Source organism: Rhodobacter sp. SGA-6-6 (genome assembly GCF_011043545.1).
Taxonomy (GTDB): Bacteria; Pseudomonadota; Alphaproteobacteria; order Rhodobacterales; family Rhodobacteraceae; genus Pseudogemmobacter.
The window spans coordinates 1-14898 of sequence record NZ_JAAKGP010000001.1 but is presented as its reverse complement, the minus strand read 5'-3'; the positions used below and the strand labels follow the sequence as shown (position 1 = coordinate 14898).

Genomic DNA, 14898 nt, shown 5'->3' with positions numbered 1-14898 from the left:
GGACGATTTTTCGACGAAAAATCGCGCCTCACACCCGATGATAGGGCGATCCCGCCAGGATGGTCGCGGCGCGATAGAGCTGTTCGGCCAGCATCACCCGCACCAGCATGTGCGGCCAGACCATCGCCCCGAAGCTGACCGCCAGGTCGGCCCGCGCCCGAAAGGAAGGGTCGATCCCGTCCGCCCCGCCGATGACGAAGGCCGCGTCCTGCCGCCCGCCGTCGCGCCAGCGCGCCAGCTGCGCGGCGAATTCCGGCGAGGTCATCGCCCGCCCGCGCTCGTCCAGCACGCAGAGTGACGCCCCGGCGGGCACTGTGCGGGCCAGCAGCTCCGCCTCCGCGGCCATGCCGCCGCCGCGCCGGTCTTCCACCTCGTGTTCCGCCACCGGGCCGAGCCCCAGTGGCCGCCCGGTCTTGCCCAGACGGTCGAGGTAGTCGTCCACCAGCGCCCGCTCCGGCCCCGCCCGCAGCCGGCCGACGGCGCAGAGGTGCAGCCGCATCAGCCCTGCGACGCGGGCCGCGCGGCGGCCTGCCCGGCCGGCATCCACATCTTCTCGAGCTGGTAGAAGTCGCGCACCTCGGGCCGGAAGACATGGACGATCACGTCGCCCGAGTCGATCAGCACCCAGTCGCCGGTCTCCTTGCCTTCCATCTTGGCGTTGATGCGGAACTGCTGCTTCAGCCGGTCCGCCAGCTTTTCCGAGATCGCCGCCACCTGCCGGTTCGACCGGCCCGAGCAGATCACCATGTAATCCGCCACGTCCGACCGCCCGCGCAGGTCGATCTGCACGACCTCTTCGGCCTTGTCGTCGTCGACCGAGGCCAGCACGGCGGCCAGGACCTGTTCCGAGGTATAGTCGGCGGGGGCGGGGCGCCCCTCGCGCGGGCCGACCGGCAGGCCGGTCGTTGGGTCAGAGTGAGACAGGACTAGGGTCCTCCGCATGGCGCGCCGATCCGGCCCCGGCGCAGGGTCTTGCCGGATCAGGGTAGCGCCCGAAGGCGGCAATCTCAACATCTCCGGGAAGCGCGGGCGAATATCGCCGAATCGGCGGGGATGCAAGGGAGCGCGCGCGCCCCGCGACCGCGGTTGCCATATTGAGCGGCTTGCGCCGCATTCCTTTTGTCTCGCCTCTGCGCCTTTCAGGCGCAACCGGCTCGGAGGTGCCTCCGGCGGGGATATTTGAGTCCAGAAAGAGGAAAAAGACCTGCTCCTCTTTCTGGACAACAAATATCCTCAGGGGGGTTGGGGGCAGAATGCCCCCATCAGGCGACGGTAGCCGCAGGAGACTCGGTTAGCCGCCACGAAAAGGAATGCGGCGGCAGCCGCACCTTTGGCTCGCCGGGGACTCCGCTTGAACCGCGGGCGCGAAAGGCGTATCTCACCGCCATGATCCGCTTCTTCGACATGGCCGACCGCGCGCGCCTGCCTTGGCGCTTCGCCCGTGAAACCCGGTCGATCTCGGCCCGACTTTAAGCCCCCGGCCGCCGCCCGCGCGGGCGCCCCTCCGCGCATCCCTTTCCCAAAGCCCCAAGGCCGCACGGCCACAGCCAAGGACCCTTTCCATGTCCGCTCCCCACACGCTCTACGACAAGATCTGGGACGATCACGTCGTCCATCGCTCCGATGACGGCACCTGCCTGCTGTATATCGACCGCCATCTGGTGCATGAGGTCACCAGCCCGCAGGCCTTCGAGGGCCTGCGCATGACCGGCCGCAAGGTCCGCGCGCCGGAGAAGACCATCGCGGTGCCGGACCACAACGTCCCCACCACCGCGGGGCGCGAGACCCATATCGACAACGAGGAATCGCGCATCCAGGTCGAGGCGCTGGACAAGAACGCCAAGGACTTCGGCATCAACTATTATCCGGTGTCGGACATCCGCCAGGGCATCGTCCACATCGTCGGGCCGGAGCAGGGCTGGACCCTGCCGGGGATGACCGTGGTCTGCGGCGACAGCCATACTGCGACGCATGGCGCCTTCGGCGCGCTGGCGCATGGCATCGGCACCTCGGAGGTGGAGCATGTGCTGGCCACCCAGACGCTGATCCAGAAGAAGTCGAAGAACATGAAGGTGGAGATCACCGGGTCGCTGCGCCCCGGCGTCACCGCCAAGGACATCACGCTGAGCGTGATCGGCGAGACCGGCACCGCCGGCGGCACCGGCTATGTCATCGAATATTGCGGCCAGGCGATCCGCGAGCTGTCGATGGAAGGCCGGATGACCGTCTGCAACATGGCGATCGAGGGCGGCGCCCGCGCCGGCCTGATCGCGCCGGACGAGAAGACCTTCGCCTATGTCATGGGCCGCCCGCACGCGCCGAAGGGCGCGAAATGGGAGGCCGCGCTGGCCTACTGGAAGACCCTCTTCACCGACGAGGGCGCGCATTTCGACAAGGTCGTCACCATCCGCGGCGAGGACATCGCCCCGGTGGTGACCTGGGGCACCAGCCCCGAGGACGTGCTGCCGATCACCGCCGTGGTGCCCTCGCCCGAGGATTTCACCGGCGGCAAGGTCGAGGCGGCGCGGCGCAGCCTGGACTACATGGGCCTGACCCCGGGCATGAAGCTGACCGACATCAAGATCGACACGGTGTTCATCGGCTCCTGCACCAACGGAAGGATCGAGGACCTGCGGGCGGCGGCGGCGATCCTGAAGGGCAAGAAGATCGCCCCGGGGATGCGGGCGATGGTGGTGCCGGGCTCGGGCCTCGTGCGCGCGCAGGCGGAAGAGGAAGGTCTGGCGCAGATCTTCATCGACGCCGGTTTCGAATGGCGGCTGGCCGGCTGCTCGATGTGCCTTGCCATGAACCCCGACCAGCTGTCGCCGGGCGAACGCTGCGCCGCGACCAGCAACCGCAACTTCGAGGGCCGTCAGGGCCGCGGCGGCCGCACCCATCTGGTCAGCCCCGGCATGGCCGCGGCGGCGGCGATCACCGGGCATCTGACGGATGTGCGGGAGATGATGGCGGAAAGTGTCTGACCCATGGCGATCAGGGTGACACCGCTGCGCGTCATTGCGCTGATCCTCGGCCTTCTGGCCGTGGTGGCGGTGGCGCTCTATGCCTTCGGCATCAACCCCATCGACAAGTTCTGCCGCCACTTCGTGCGCGAGACCAACGAGTTGCCGGAAAGCGTTCGCATCTCGACCTGCCGGACCAACGTCAGCAACGGCGTCGCAACGCGGTTCTTCGCGGCGACGGTCTCGGCCGACGACCTGCGGGTCTTCATGGCTGCACAGGGATTTGCCGAGGACATCCAGGCCGCCGCTCTGCAATCGCAGCGGATCGACTGGCCGAAGGATGGCGGCATGGCCGCGATGGTCTGGGCAGACGGCACATTGAGCTACTCTTTCCAAAGGAATTGACCGCCTTCGCGCGGTTCCAGGAGACCTGAAATGGACAAGTTCACCACCCTGACCGGCATCGCGGCGCCCATGCCGCTGGTCAACATCGACACCGACATGATCATCCCGAAACAGTTCCTGAAGACGATCCAGCGCTCGGGTCTCGGCAAGAACCTGTTCGACGAGATGCGCTATACTCAGGACGGGCAGGAGATCCCGGATTTCGTGCTGAACCAGCCGGCCTACCGCAAGGCCGAGATCATCGTCGCCGGCGACAACTTCGGCTGCGGGTCGTCGCGCGAACATGCGCCCTGGGCGCTGCTGGATTTCGGCATCCGCTGCGTGATCTCGACCAGTTTCGCGGACATCTTCTTCAACAACTGCTTCAAGAACGGCATCCTGCCGGTGGTGCTGCCGCAGGAGGCGGTGGATCACCTGATGGACGACGCGCGGAAGGGCGAGAACGCCCGGCTGACGGTGGACCTGGAGAACCAGACCGTCACCGCCTCGGACGGCACCGCGTTCCGGTTCGAGGTCGATCCGTTCAAGAAGCACTGCCTGCTGAACGGGCTGGACGACATCGGCCTGACGCTCGAGAAGGCGGCCTCCATCGACGCTTTCGAGGCAAAGAACGCCACCCTGCGCCCCTGGGCCTGAGCCTTTCCCCGGCGAAGGTCCGCGCCTTCGCCGGGGATTGTCCATCGGTCCGGTAAATCCTGGTCCGGTCGAATCCGGGCGCCTCGGATCGGCCGTCTCCGCCGCAAACCCCCTTGCACCCGCCGCCTTCCGTTTCCGCCTTGTGGCGAAAAATCCGGCAACCGCAATATGTTGCGTCCCGCCACGGCTTTGCCCGAATCCTGCCCGGAACAGGCGTGACTTTGCTTCAATCCTGCAACACCTTTGCCCTGAAAGCGCCACGCCGCCGCTGTTTACCTCAAGCGACGGTTGCGGGGATCGGCGAAAGAAGGCACAAATTGGGCAAGATTGAGGCAATCCGCCACAATGTGCGGGACATCGTTGGAACAAGGGCGCGGCATCGCATCGCGTCCGTCCATATCGAGGGTGCAAGGGCAGTGGTTTCCCGGATGACCGGCGCCGCAGTGCGCGCGTTTCTGGTTATGGTGCTTGTCGCCACGCCCTCGGTGATCCTGCCGGGGATCGGCGCCGATACCAAGCAGATGGTCGCCCTCGTCGCCCTTTTCGCAGGGGCGCTGACCTTCGCCGAATACAACGCCACCTATCCCAGCCTGGTCGAGTTCCGCGACGCCCCGCCGTTCAACCGCGTCCGCTTCCTGATGCTCTGCGCCATCGTGCTGACCCTTTCCATCGTCGCCTCGGCCAAGGGCAGCGACGCCGCCTTCCCGCGGCTGTTCGAGGCGGTGGCGGTGCTGGTCGGACAGGCGCTGGACTTCCCCTATTCGCCGGTCCGCCTTGCCACGCTGATGATGGCCGAGGGCGCCTCGGACAGCCAGGTGATCGCCGTCCGCACCGCCGCGGGCACCGCCTATATCCTGTCCCTGCTGTCGCTGGCCTTCTTCGTGCTGATCTTCAAGCTGCGCGGCTGGCCCGACCGGGCGCAGGCCTTCAACGTCTGGGTCAACCTGCCGACCTTCGAGCCGACGGCGGGCGGCGACGTGGTCGACCGGCTGGAGCGCGACGCGCGGGCCAACCTGGCGCTTGGCGTGCTGCTGCCCTTCCTGATCCCCGCCGTGGTCAGCCTTGCCTCCATCGGCTTCGAGCCGCTGACCCTTACCTCGCCGCAAACCCTGATCTGGACGATGACAGCATGGGCCTTCCTTCCGGCCAGCCTTCTGATGCGGGGCATTGCCATGGGGCGCATCGCCCTGATGATCCAGGAAAAGCGCGCCCGCAACGGCGCCCTGTCCGGGGCCGTCATCCCGGCCGAGTGATCGCCGCCGCGGTTGCCCTGGCCCTCGCCGCCCCCGCGGCGGCCGAGACCCTGCGCATCGCCACCTGGAACAGCGGGCTGACCCGCGAAGGCCCCGGCCTGCTGGCCCGCGACATCCTGAAGGGCGACGACCCGCAGGTCGAGGCCGCGCTGCAGGTCATCGCCGCGCTGGACGCCGACGTTCTGCTGCTGACCGCGGTGGATTACGACCGCGGGCTGGTGGCGCTTGGCCTGCTGCAGGACCGGCTGGCACAGATCGGCCGGCCCTATCCGCATCTCTTCGCGCTGCGTCCCAACACCGGGATGCAGGCGGGGCTGGACCTTGACGGCGACGGCCGGCTGGGCGAGCCCGAGGATGCCCAGGGCTGGGGCCGCTTCTCGGGCGAGGGCGGCATGGCGATCCTGTCGCGCCTGCCGGTCGGGGAGGCGCGGGATTTCTCGGCCTTCCTCTGGGCCGACCTGCCGGGGACCCTGATCCCGCCCGGCACCGCGCCGGAGGTGCGGGCGGCGCTGCGGCTTTCGACCACCGGCCATTGGGATGTGGCGGTGGCCACCGCTTCCGGCCCGCTGCATCTGCTGGCCTTCCACGCCACGCCGCCGGTCTTCGACGGGCCGGAGGACAGGAACGGCCGCCGCAACCATGACGAGGCGGTGTTCTGGACCCGCCTGCTGGACGGCGCCCTGCCGATGGCGCCGCCGTCGGCGCCCTTCGTCCTGCTGGGCGACGCCAACCTCGATCCGGCCGATGGCGACGGGCTGACCGCCGGGATTTCCGCCCTGCTGGCCCATCCGGCGGTGCAGGACCCGCAGCCAAAGGGCACCCACGGACGGGCGGAGCCCGCGCAAAAGGGCGATCCGGCGCTGGACACCGCGCTTTACGATTTCGGCGGGCTGCGGGTGGATTACGTCCTGCCCTCGGCCGGTCTGCACGTCACCGCAAGCGGAGTCCTTTGGCCGCCCGCCGGGGACCCTTTCGCCGAAACCCTCGCCCGCGCCTCCCGCCACGCACCGGTCTGGGTGGAGGTGGAACCGTCACCCTAGCAGCTTCAGCGCCACGCCGCCGAGGGCCGAGACGATCACCACCGCCCAGGGCGGCGCCTTCCAGGCCGTGAGCAGGACGAAACCTGCCACCGCAAGGGCGAAATCCCGCAGGTCCCCGATGGCGCTGGTGAAGACCGGCGCATAGAGCGCGGCGGCGAGGATGCCGACGACGGCGGCATTCGCCCCCTGCATCAGCGATTGCGCCCGGGGCAGGGCGCGGAAGCGGTCCCAGAACGGCAGGGCGGCGGTCAGGATCAGGAAGCCCGGCAGGAAGATGGAGACCAGCGCCAGCACCGCTCCGGCCACGCCGTTCGGCGCAGGCCCCGAGACCGCGCCCAGATAGGCGGCGAAGGTGAAAAGCGGGCCGGGCACCGCCTGCGCCGCGCCGTAGCCGGACAGGAAGTCGTCGGCCGTGACCCAGCCCGGCGCGACCACCTCGGCCTGCAGAAGCGGCAGCACGACATGCCCGCCGCCGAAGACCAGCGACCCCGCCCGGTAGAAGCCGTCGACCACGGCCAATCCCTGACTGTAGGGCGCGGCCAGCGGCAGCAGGACCAGCAGGCCCAGGAAGGCGGCCAGGGCGCCGAGGCCGATGCCGCGCGAGACGGGCAGGAGGACATGCCCCCCGACCGGCGCTGTGGTTCCGCGCCCCAGGGCCAAGCCCAGGACCGCGCCCAGCAGGATCGCCCCCGCCATGCCGAAGGCGCCGGGGGCGAAGGCCAGCACCGCCACCGCGGCGGCGGCAATCGCCGCGCGCTCCCGGTCCGGGCAGAGCGTCCGGGCCATGCCCAGGACCGCCTGCGCCACGATGGCCACCGCGACGATCTTCAATCCGTGCAGCGCGCCGTTTCCGACCGGGCCGGAAAGGCCGGCCGCGGTCATGGCGAAAACCAGAAGCGCCAGCGCCGAGGGCAGGGTGAAGCCGGCGAAGGCCGCCAGCGCCCCCGGCCAGCCCGCGCGCATCATCCCCAGGGCGAAGCCGACCTGGCTGGAGGTCGGGCCGGGCAGGAACTGGCACAGCGCCACCAGATCGGCATAGGCGCCGTCGTCCAGCCATCCGCGCCGCACCACCAGCTCGTCGCGGAAATAGCCGAGATGGGCGATGGGACCGCCGAAGCTGGTCAGCCCCAGCTTCAGGAAGGCCGAGAACACCTCGCCCGGTGTTCCCTCTGGCGCTTCGGTCGCCTGTGTCCGATCCGTCATCCTGTCCCCCCGGGGCCTCGACCCGGCTCCGATACAGCCGGCCGGCTTCTTCTGTATGACAGTCTGCACCGGAGGCCAAATGCCCTTGCCATCCGCGGCCCCTTCCGGCCCGCCCTTGACCGCGCCCCGGCCTTTGGCTAGGCCAGCCGCGACCCTTATTTCACGCAGGATTCCGCCATGGCCAACCGCTCCCTCCTGATCCTCGCCGGCGACGGCATCGGCCCCGAAGTCATGGCCGAGGTGAAGAAGATCATCGGCTGGATGGAGGCGAAGCGCGGCATCGGCTTCGACGTGTCGGACGACCTCGTCGGCGGGGCCGCCTATGACGCCCACGGCACCCCGCTGACCGACGCCACCATGGCGAAGGCGCAGGAGGTGGATGCGGTGTTGCTCGGCGCTGTCGGCGGGCCGAAATACGACAAGCTGGACTTCAGCGTGAAGCCCGAGCGCGGCCTGCTGCGCCTGCGCAAGGAGATGGACCTGTTCTCCAACCTGCGCCCGGCGCAATGCTTCGATGCGCTGGCCGATTTCTCGTCGCTGAAGCGCGATGTCGTCGCCGGCCTCGACATCATGATCGTGCGCGAACTGACCTCCGGCGTCTATTTCGGCGAGCCGCGCGGCATCTTCAAGGAAGGCAACGAGCGGGTGGGGATCAACACCCAACGCTATACCGAAAGCGAAATCGCCCGGGTGGCGCGTTCGGCCTTCGAGTTGGCGCGGCGGCGGTCGAACAAGGTCTGCTCGATGGAGAAGGCCAATGTGATGGAATCCGGCATCCTCTGGCGCGAGGTGGTGCAGGAGGTCCATGACAAGGACTACCCGGATGTGGAGCTGAGCCACATGTATGCCGACGCCGGCGCGATGCAGTTGTGCCGCTGGCCGAAGCAGTTCGACGTGATCGTCACCGACAACCTGTTCGGCGACCTTCTCTCCGACGCCGCCGCCATGCTGACCGGCTCTCTGGGGATGCTGCCCTCGGCGTCCCTGGGCGCACCGATGGCGAACGGCCGGCCGAAGGCGATGTATGAACCCGTCCACGGCTCTGCCCCCGACATCGCCGGGCAGGGCAAGGCCAACCCGATCGCCTGCATCCTGAGCTTCGCCATGGCGCTGCGCTACAGCTTCGACCTCGGCGACGAGGCGGCGCGGGTCGAGAAGGCGGTCGAGAAGGTGCTGGCCGACGGGCTGCGCACCGCCGACCTGCTGGGCCCGGAAGGCGGCACCCCCATCGGCACCGCGGCCATGGGCGACGCCATCGTCGCGGCGCTGGACGCCAGCCTCTGACCCCTGTCCCTATCGGCGGCGCAATCCCGCGCCGCCCCTTCCCGCCCGGACCTGCCATCATGGCGCTTCCCTCCACCCTGACCGGCGCGGGCCTCGGCCTTCTGGCCTTCGGCGCCTATTCGGCCTACGACGTTTCGGCCAAGCTGCTGGGCGGGGCCTATCACCCGCTGCAGATCATCGCCGCCGCCGGGCTGATGACCATGCCGCTGCTCTTGATCTATGCGCTCCTGGACCGCGGCACCGGATCGCTGCGCCCCGTCCGGCCCGGGCTGATGGCGCTGCGGTCGCTGGGCACCATCCTGAACTTCGTCTGCGGCGTCACCGCCTTCACCCTGCTGCCGCTGGCCGAGGCCTATGTGATCTTCTTCACCATGCCGCTGTTCATCGCGCTGCTGGCCGTGCCGGTGCTGCGCGAGCGGCTGGACCCGCAGCGCGGCCTAGCGATCCTTCTGGGCCTGGCCGGAGTGGTGATCGCGCTGGACCCCACCGCCACGCCGCTGAACCTGGGCCATGCCATGGCGCTGACCGGGGCGCTGGTGGGGGCGATGAACTACGTCATCATCCGCAAGACCGGCGCGGTGGAGCGCACGGCGGTGATGCTGATCTGGCCCCAGGTGGCGCTGTTCCTGACCGTCGCCGCCGCGATGCCCTTCGTCTACCGGCCGATGCCGATCCGCGACCTGGGCATCGCCGCCGCCATGGCCGTGGTGCTGATGGCGGGGATGCTGACCATCCTGGCCGCCTATCGCCGGGCGCCCGCCATCGTGGTGGCGCCGATGCAATATTCGCAGATCGCCTGGGCCGGGCTGTTCGGCACCCTGATGTTCGGCGAGGAGATGGGCCGCGGCACCTTCCTCGGCATGGTGCTGATCGCCGTTGCCGGGGTGATGGTGGTCGCCCGGCAGGACCGCCCGCCGGTGGCGGCCAAGCCGGAAAGCGCCTGAGCGCCCGGCCGCCCCTTGCCTTCGCCGGGCCTCCGCGCCAGAGTGTTTCCGCTAACACGGGCGCCCGGCGGCGCCCCCGCCCGGACCGATGCGACATGTCTCCAATCCTGCGCGGCGCGCTGATCGCGGTCGCGGCCTTCGGGCTGTATTCCACCCATGACGTGGTGGTGAAGCTGCTCGGCCGCCATTACACCTCGTTCCAGATCATCTTCTTCTCCGGCCTGCTCAGCTTTCCCGTGGTCTCGCTCCTGCTCCTGTCGGACAAGACCGACGGCACCCTGGTGCCGCGGCATCCCTGGTGGTCGCTGGCCCGATCCCTGACCGGGGTGGCGACCGGGGCGATGGGGTTCTACGCCTTCTCGGTGCTGCCGATGGCGCAATGCTACGCCATGCTCTTCGCCACGCCGCTGGTGATCACCCTGCTGTCGATCCCGATGCTGGGCGAGAAGGTCGGCCTGCACCGCGGCCTTGCCGTGATGGCAGGGCTGACCGGCGTGCTGATCGTGCTGCGCCCGGGGGCGGAGCCCTTGTCGCTGGGCCATCTGGCCGGCCTGGGCGCGGCGGTGATGGGGGCGCTGTCGGCGATCATCATCAGGAAGATCGGCAAGGACGAACGCTCGGTGGTGCTGATGATGTATCCGATGCTGGTCTCGGTGCTGTCGATGGCGCTGGTGATGCCCTTCGTCTACCGGCCGATGCCGGTGGAGCATCTGGCGCTGAACGGCGTGGTCGCCGTCCTCGGCATGTGCGGCGCCTTCCTGCTGATCCTGGCCTACCGCGCCGCGCCGGCGGTGATCGTCGCGCCGATGCAGTATTCGCAGATCCTCTGGGCGGTGTTCTACGGCTGGCTGCTGTTCTCCGAGGAGATCGACCGCTGGACGGCGGTCGGCGCCGGAGTGATCATCGCCAGCGGCATCTACATCGTGCTGCGCGAGGGCAAAGTGTCGAAGAACCGCCCGGTGTTGGAGAACCGCTCGCGGCTGGACGTCGGCACCCTCCCCCGCACCGGCCTCTGGGCCCGCCGCTTCCGGCAGAGGGAAGGGTAGGGGGGCGGAGGTTGGGTCGGCTTCGGGGGGCCGCTTCCGGCTGGAGGGAGGGTGGAAGCCTGATCTCCGGGTCCGCTGCTTTCAGCCGAGGGAGGGGAGACGGGGCGCCTGGAAGTCGGATGGGCCTCGGGGCCCGCTTCCGGCCGGAAGGGAGGAAGAGGTCGGACTTCTGGGGCCGCTGCTTCCGGCCCAATAAGGGTGGACGGGATGCCCGGAAGCTGCATGGGCCTCGGGGCCCGCTTTCAGCAAAAGCCACCTATTTTGGGCTAAGAAGTTGCCGAGAAGCTGATTGGATGCGTGGCCCGTTAATGTCGCCGCCGCCGCTCATAATGAGCTGCGTCCCGCAACCGTGATCATTCGGCCTCTGATCTTGTAACTATCGGCGCAAAAGCCGCCTATACTTACTAGGACTTAAGCAGAAATGATTGTTGCCGCAGTGAACGGTAGCCCGTCCCGTATCACTACCGCGTCTCTTCGCCACCACCGGAAACCGGATATTCCAGATACCGCAGCTGCAGGTATTGCAGTCGGGCGAAATCTTCGTGCCTTATGTCGGCCATATCCGCGCCTCCGGCCGCAGCATCGAGCAGGTGCGCCTGAACATCCTGACCGCATTGGAGCCCCAGACCCCCAACCCGCAGATCACACTGGAGCGCGTGCCGGGATCGGGCGCAAGCATCAGCCTGCTGGGGGCGGTCACCGCGCAGGGCGTCTACCCGATCGAAGTCGATACCATGCGCCTTACAGCTATGCTGGCGCGGGCGGGCGGGGTGGCCGCACCGCTGGAAGAGACGGTCATCCGCGTTGATCGTGGCCGGACCAGCGGCGAGGCGCGCCTGTCGCTGATCGTCGCCGATCCGGTCCAAGACATCGCGTTGCGCCCCGGCGACCGCATCACCTTTATCCGGGACGACCGCACCATCACCGTCCTCGGCGCCACCGGCGGCCAGACCCGCATTCCCGTGCCGCGCCACGACTACCGGCTGATCGACCTGCTGGGCGATGCCGGCGGCCTGAACGGCAACATCGCCAATGCGAAAGGCGTCTTCGTCTTCCGCTCCACCGAACGGGGCGGGGTGGACACGGAAAGGCTGGTCATCCGCTTCGACCTTTCCACCCCGGCCGGCATCTTCGCCGCCCGCACCTTCCGGATGCGCCATGCCGACACCGTCTATGTCAGCGAGGCGCCGATCCGCAACGCCCAGAAGGTCATCGCCACCGTTACCGGCGTCGCAACGTCGGCCGACGACGTGAATGCGATGGGCAAATGAGCGGGCCGTCCCGTCAGGACGGGCTGGATGTCGTCCTGCCCCTCGGCAAGCCCGGCACCGGAGAGGTGAGAGGTATACCGGAGATGGCGCGGTTCCATGACCGCGCCCTGATCGAATGGGCCGCCGAAGAGGCCATTCTGGCGGGGGCCACCCGCATCATCATGGTCTCAGCCGAAGGCTTCGCCGCCGGGCCGGTGCTGGCCGACAGGCTGCGGCAGTTCGTCAGGACCCATCAGGCCCGGAAGGGGCGCCATATCCGCACGGCGCTTCTGGTCCATCCTGCTGCGGGCGGGGAAGAAGGATGGGATGGCCTGATCCATATGGCCCTCCGGCGTTGCCGCGGGTCCGTCGCGGTCGTGGTCGACCCGACCACCATCCTTCTGCGCGACGGCAAGATCACCACCTATACCGCCTTCATGCTGTGCCGGGCCGCCGGGGACCACGGGCGAAGGCCACTGCTCGCCGTGGCCACGCTCCCCTGGGAAGACGCCCTGTCGCTGCCGGTCCTGACCGGGCCGGAGGAAAGACCCCCCCTCACCTTCGACAGGCCGGGCGATTGCGACTCCCTGACGGTATTCGCCGGGCGGGCCGTCGTGCCGCTGCCGGTGCCGGGCGACGGCCCCGCACCCCCGCCGCTTTACGGCCAGTTCCCATTCGAGCCGCTGACGCAGCTTCTTCTGGCGCGGAACGGGCAAATGCTGCGGCTGCCGTTCAGGCCGGTGGAGTTTCGTCATGCAACCGATGCCGAAACCGCCGCCGGGCCCCGCGGCCTTCTGATGACGGCCCGCCTGGGCCTGTCCGCCCTGCAATAGAGGTCTGTCCTATGGGCATCTCCCTCCCCGGCAAACCGGACGCGACTCTCGCCGGACTTCCCGAGCAGACCGCCGATGCGGCCTTCCGGCTGACCGGTCATTTCGGCCAATTCCGCGTCGATATCCACGAGAAAAGCTCGCTGCGCCGGTTGCGCAGCCGCTTCGCCTTCTCCTGCCTGCCCTTCCCCGTGGCCGAAGACGCCGGCGAGAGGCTGGCCCCTGGCGACTTCCGTCCGCTCCGCGTCACCTATGCGTTCGACATCCTCTCCGGGAAACCGCATCGCCTGCTTTGGGGCATGTCCCACCGGGGCGAGATCCTTACCGTCATCCATCCCCCGCTCCGCTCCGCAACGGATCGCGAGTCCGGCGAAGCCCCCCGCCTCTTGCCGGTAGACCGTCCCACATTCGACCGCGCCGTCACGCCCCGGCCTCCGGTGGCCACCCAACGCAGTTGACTGCCACGAAACGATCCTCCGGCTCGTGTCGAGAGGACCACACGGCTTAAACTCTACCGCCGGGTGTTCGACTTGCCCGAATCCCTGGCCGAGGCCCGCGATCGCGTGAGGATTTCCTTCGCAATTCAGAACGGTTCTGCTGCCAGATTTCCAATCTAACGTATCACCGCACGACCGTTCCAGCACGATGTAGCCATCTCGGTCTTCCCTCGCCAGATTTCCAGCCGGTTCTCAGACGCATGAGCCCCGGCCATGGGGCGGCAGGTTTCACCCGGCTGCCCGTGTCATCCATAATAACCGCCTCGACGATCCGATAGCCGTCCACATCCATCGCCAGCGCCGTATTGGCGACCCTTCCGCAGTACGCCGTTGATCAGGAAGCTCGACTGACCGGTGATGATCAAGCCATCAGGCAGCGTGATCCGCGTCACATCGAACTGCAGTTGGATCTGCCCCTTCGAGACCAGACAAGGATCCGGCGCATTTCACCAATGTCACAGCATCGGAATTTTCGACGAAGACCCCCGCCAAACCACATTTCCTGCGATCCAGATACAAGCCCTTCCCGACAACCCTGGCGGCCATCAGAAGACGCGAAACCCGCACCCTGTTCGCGCGTGCAACGATCGAAATGGGTGTATGATCCACTTCTCTTCGCTTTCGAGGCATCTTGCCGACTTCACACCATTCCGTGACGAAGGCGTCGAGCGTCGTTCGGGCAAAGCCAGCCATCCTGTCGTTGAACCGATAATCCGGGACCAGCAGCCCGTCACCGCCTAGGCTCCAGACTCAATCAAGTCCACCAGATGACGGTTGCTGCGATTGCGACGGCTGATGCGAAGTTGATGGCGAGTTTGTCGTAGCGGGTTGCGATGCGCCGCCAGTCTTTGAGTCGGCAGAGTGAGCCTGTGAACGCCACCGGTTCGAGAGAACAGGCGAACGCGCTCGATCAGATTCCTGTCGCGATATGCCTCGGTATCGTAGGGGATAGGCGTTTTGCGCGATCTGGTCGAGGGGATGACGGCCTCTGTTTCAGTTGCCGCAAGGCGGTCACGCAGGCTATTCGCGTCATAGCCCTTGTCGGCCAGAAGGCGGGTAGGCGCGGGTGATTTGTCCAGAAGCGCGGGGGCTTCCGAGATGTCGGCATGGTTCCCCGGGCTAAGGGCAAAGGCCACCGCCCGCCCGCAACTATCTGTCAGGGCGTGGATTTTGGTGGTCGGCCCGCCACGCGAGCGCCCGATGGCCTGAACTTGCGCCCCCCTTTTCCGCCGTGAGCGGAGCGGTGGGCGCGCACGGCGGTCGAGTCGATGCTTAGATCCCCGGGTAGCTCCGACTGGGCCGCGAGGGTGGCGAAGATGCGCCCCCAAAGGCCGCGATGGCTCCAGCGGTTGAAGCGATTGTAGATCGTCGTCGAAGGGCCGTAGGCGGGCGGGCAATCTTCCCAACGGCACCCGATCCGCAGCACGTGAATGATGCCGCTGATGACGCGGCGGTCATCCACCCGCCGCGCCCCCGGCTGGTTCTTCGGCAACAGCGGCTCAATCGCCGCCCATGCCTGGTCCGAAAGCCAAAACCCTGCCGACATGATC

General features: G+C 67.9%; 14 protein-coding genes and 1 pseudogene. 11 read left to right on the top strand and 4 right to left on the bottom strand.

Features of this window, described 5'->3' with window-relative positions; translation table 11 throughout:
• Positions 1 to 28: 28 nt before the first annotated feature.
• Together rlmH and rsfS are read right to left on the bottom strand one after the other, a co-directional pair.
• Positions 29 to 499 carry a 23S rRNA (pseudouridine(1915)-N(3))-methyltransferase RlmH gene (rlmH, locus tag G5B31_RS00075; protein WP_165012586.1) on the bottom strand — a complete coding sequence of 157 codons (471 nt, stop codon included), beginning with the start codon at positions 497 to 499 and terminating at the stop codon, positions 29 to 31.
• Positions 499 to 942 (bottom strand): ribosome silencing factor, encoded by a 444-nt coding sequence (gene rsfS / locus G5B31_RS00070; RefSeq protein ID WP_165012584.1) that lies wholly within the window; start codon positions 940 to 942, stop codon positions 499 to 501. Before rsfS ends, rlmH begins: the two co-directional genes overlap by 1 nt.
• Positions 943 to 1562: 620 nt before the next feature.
• On the opposite strand from rsfS, the gene leuC reads away from it, so the two are divergent.
• The 5 genes from leuC (at position 1563) to G5B31_RS00045 (ending at position 6294) form a co-directional block, all read left to right on the top strand.
• Positions 1563 to 2981, top strand: coding sequence for a 3-isopropylmalate dehydratase large subunit (gene leuC, locus G5B31_RS00065; protein WP_165012582.1), 1419 nt, complete (start codon positions 1563 to 1565; stop codon positions 2979 to 2981).
• A 3-nt stretch (positions 2982 to 2984) separates the two neighbouring features.
• Complete coding sequence (locus G5B31_RS00060) at positions 2985 to 3365, top strand: hypothetical protein (RefSeq protein ID WP_165012580.1); 381 nt, start codon at positions 2985 to 2987, stop codon at positions 3363 to 3365.
• A 30-nt stretch (positions 3366 to 3395) separates the two neighbouring features.
• Complete coding sequence (leuD, locus tag G5B31_RS00055) at positions 3396 to 4001, top strand: 3-isopropylmalate dehydratase small subunit (RefSeq protein ID WP_165012578.1); 606 nt, start codon at positions 3396 to 3398, stop codon at positions 3999 to 4001.
• A gap of 428 nt (positions 4002 to 4429) precedes the next feature.
• A complete protein-coding gene (locus G5B31_RS00050) occupies positions 4430 to 5254 on the top strand; it encodes a hypothetical protein (protein ID WP_165012576.1) in 825 nt (274 codons plus the stop codon).
• Complete coding sequence (locus tag G5B31_RS00045) at positions 5251 to 6294, top strand: endonuclease/exonuclease/phosphatase family protein (RefSeq protein ID WP_205911796.1); 1044 nt, start codon at positions 5251 to 5253, stop codon at positions 6292 to 6294. Before G5B31_RS00050 ends, G5B31_RS00045 begins: the two co-directional genes overlap by 4 nt.
• On the opposite strand, the gene chrA is transcribed toward G5B31_RS00045, so the two are convergent.
• Positions 6286 to 7497 (bottom strand): chromate efflux transporter, encoded by a 1212-nt coding sequence (gene chrA, locus G5B31_RS00040; protein ID WP_165012572.1) that lies wholly within the window; start codon positions 7495 to 7497, stop codon positions 6286 to 6288. The two genes, G5B31_RS00045 and chrA, sit on opposite strands and share 9 nt — an antisense overlap.
• 177 nt (positions 7498 to 7674) lie before the next feature.
• Between chrA and leuB the strand changes: the two genes are divergently transcribed.
• From leuB to G5B31_RS00010, 6 genes are all read left to right on the top strand, one after another.
• Complete coding sequence (gene leuB / locus G5B31_RS00035) at positions 7675 to 8781, top strand: 3-isopropylmalate dehydrogenase (RefSeq protein WP_165012570.1); 1107 nt, start codon at positions 7675 to 7677, stop codon at positions 8779 to 8781.
• Between the two features lie 59 nt (positions 8782 to 8840).
• Positions 8841 to 9725, top strand: coding sequence for a DMT family transporter (locus G5B31_RS00030; protein WP_165012568.1), 885 nt, complete (start codon positions 8841 to 8843; stop codon positions 9723 to 9725).
• A 95-nt stretch (positions 9726 to 9820) separates the two neighbouring features.
• Positions 9821 to 10771: a DMT family transporter gene (locus G5B31_RS00025; RefSeq protein ID WP_165012566.1), complete on the top strand. Its 951-nt coding sequence runs from the start codon at positions 9821 to 9823 to the stop codon at positions 10769 to 10771.
• Between the two features lie 494 nt (positions 10772 to 11265).
• Complete coding sequence (locus G5B31_RS00020) at positions 11266 to 12042, top strand: polysaccharide biosynthesis/export family protein (protein WP_346763871.1); 777 nt, start codon at positions 11266 to 11268, stop codon at positions 12040 to 12042.
• Entirely contained in the window at positions 12039 to 12854 is an 816-nt protein-coding gene (locus tag G5B31_RS00015; RefSeq protein WP_165012562.1) for a hypothetical protein, read from the top strand. The genes G5B31_RS00020 and G5B31_RS00015 overlap by 4 nt, the downstream gene beginning before the upstream one ends.
• 11 nt (positions 12855 to 12865) lie before the next feature.
• The gene (locus tag G5B31_RS00010; RefSeq protein ID WP_165012560.1) at positions 12866 to 13309 is read left to right on the top strand and encodes a hypothetical protein; all 444 of its coding nucleotides are present in this window, start codon (positions 12866 to 12868) and stop codon (positions 13307 to 13309) included.
• A 793-nt stretch (positions 13310 to 14102) separates the two neighbouring features.
• Here the strand turns inward: G5B31_RS00010 and G5B31_RS00005 are convergent.
• A pseudogene (locus G5B31_RS00005) lies at positions 14103 to 14894 on the bottom strand (IS5 family transposase).
• Positions 14895 to 14898: the final 4 nt, after the last annotated feature.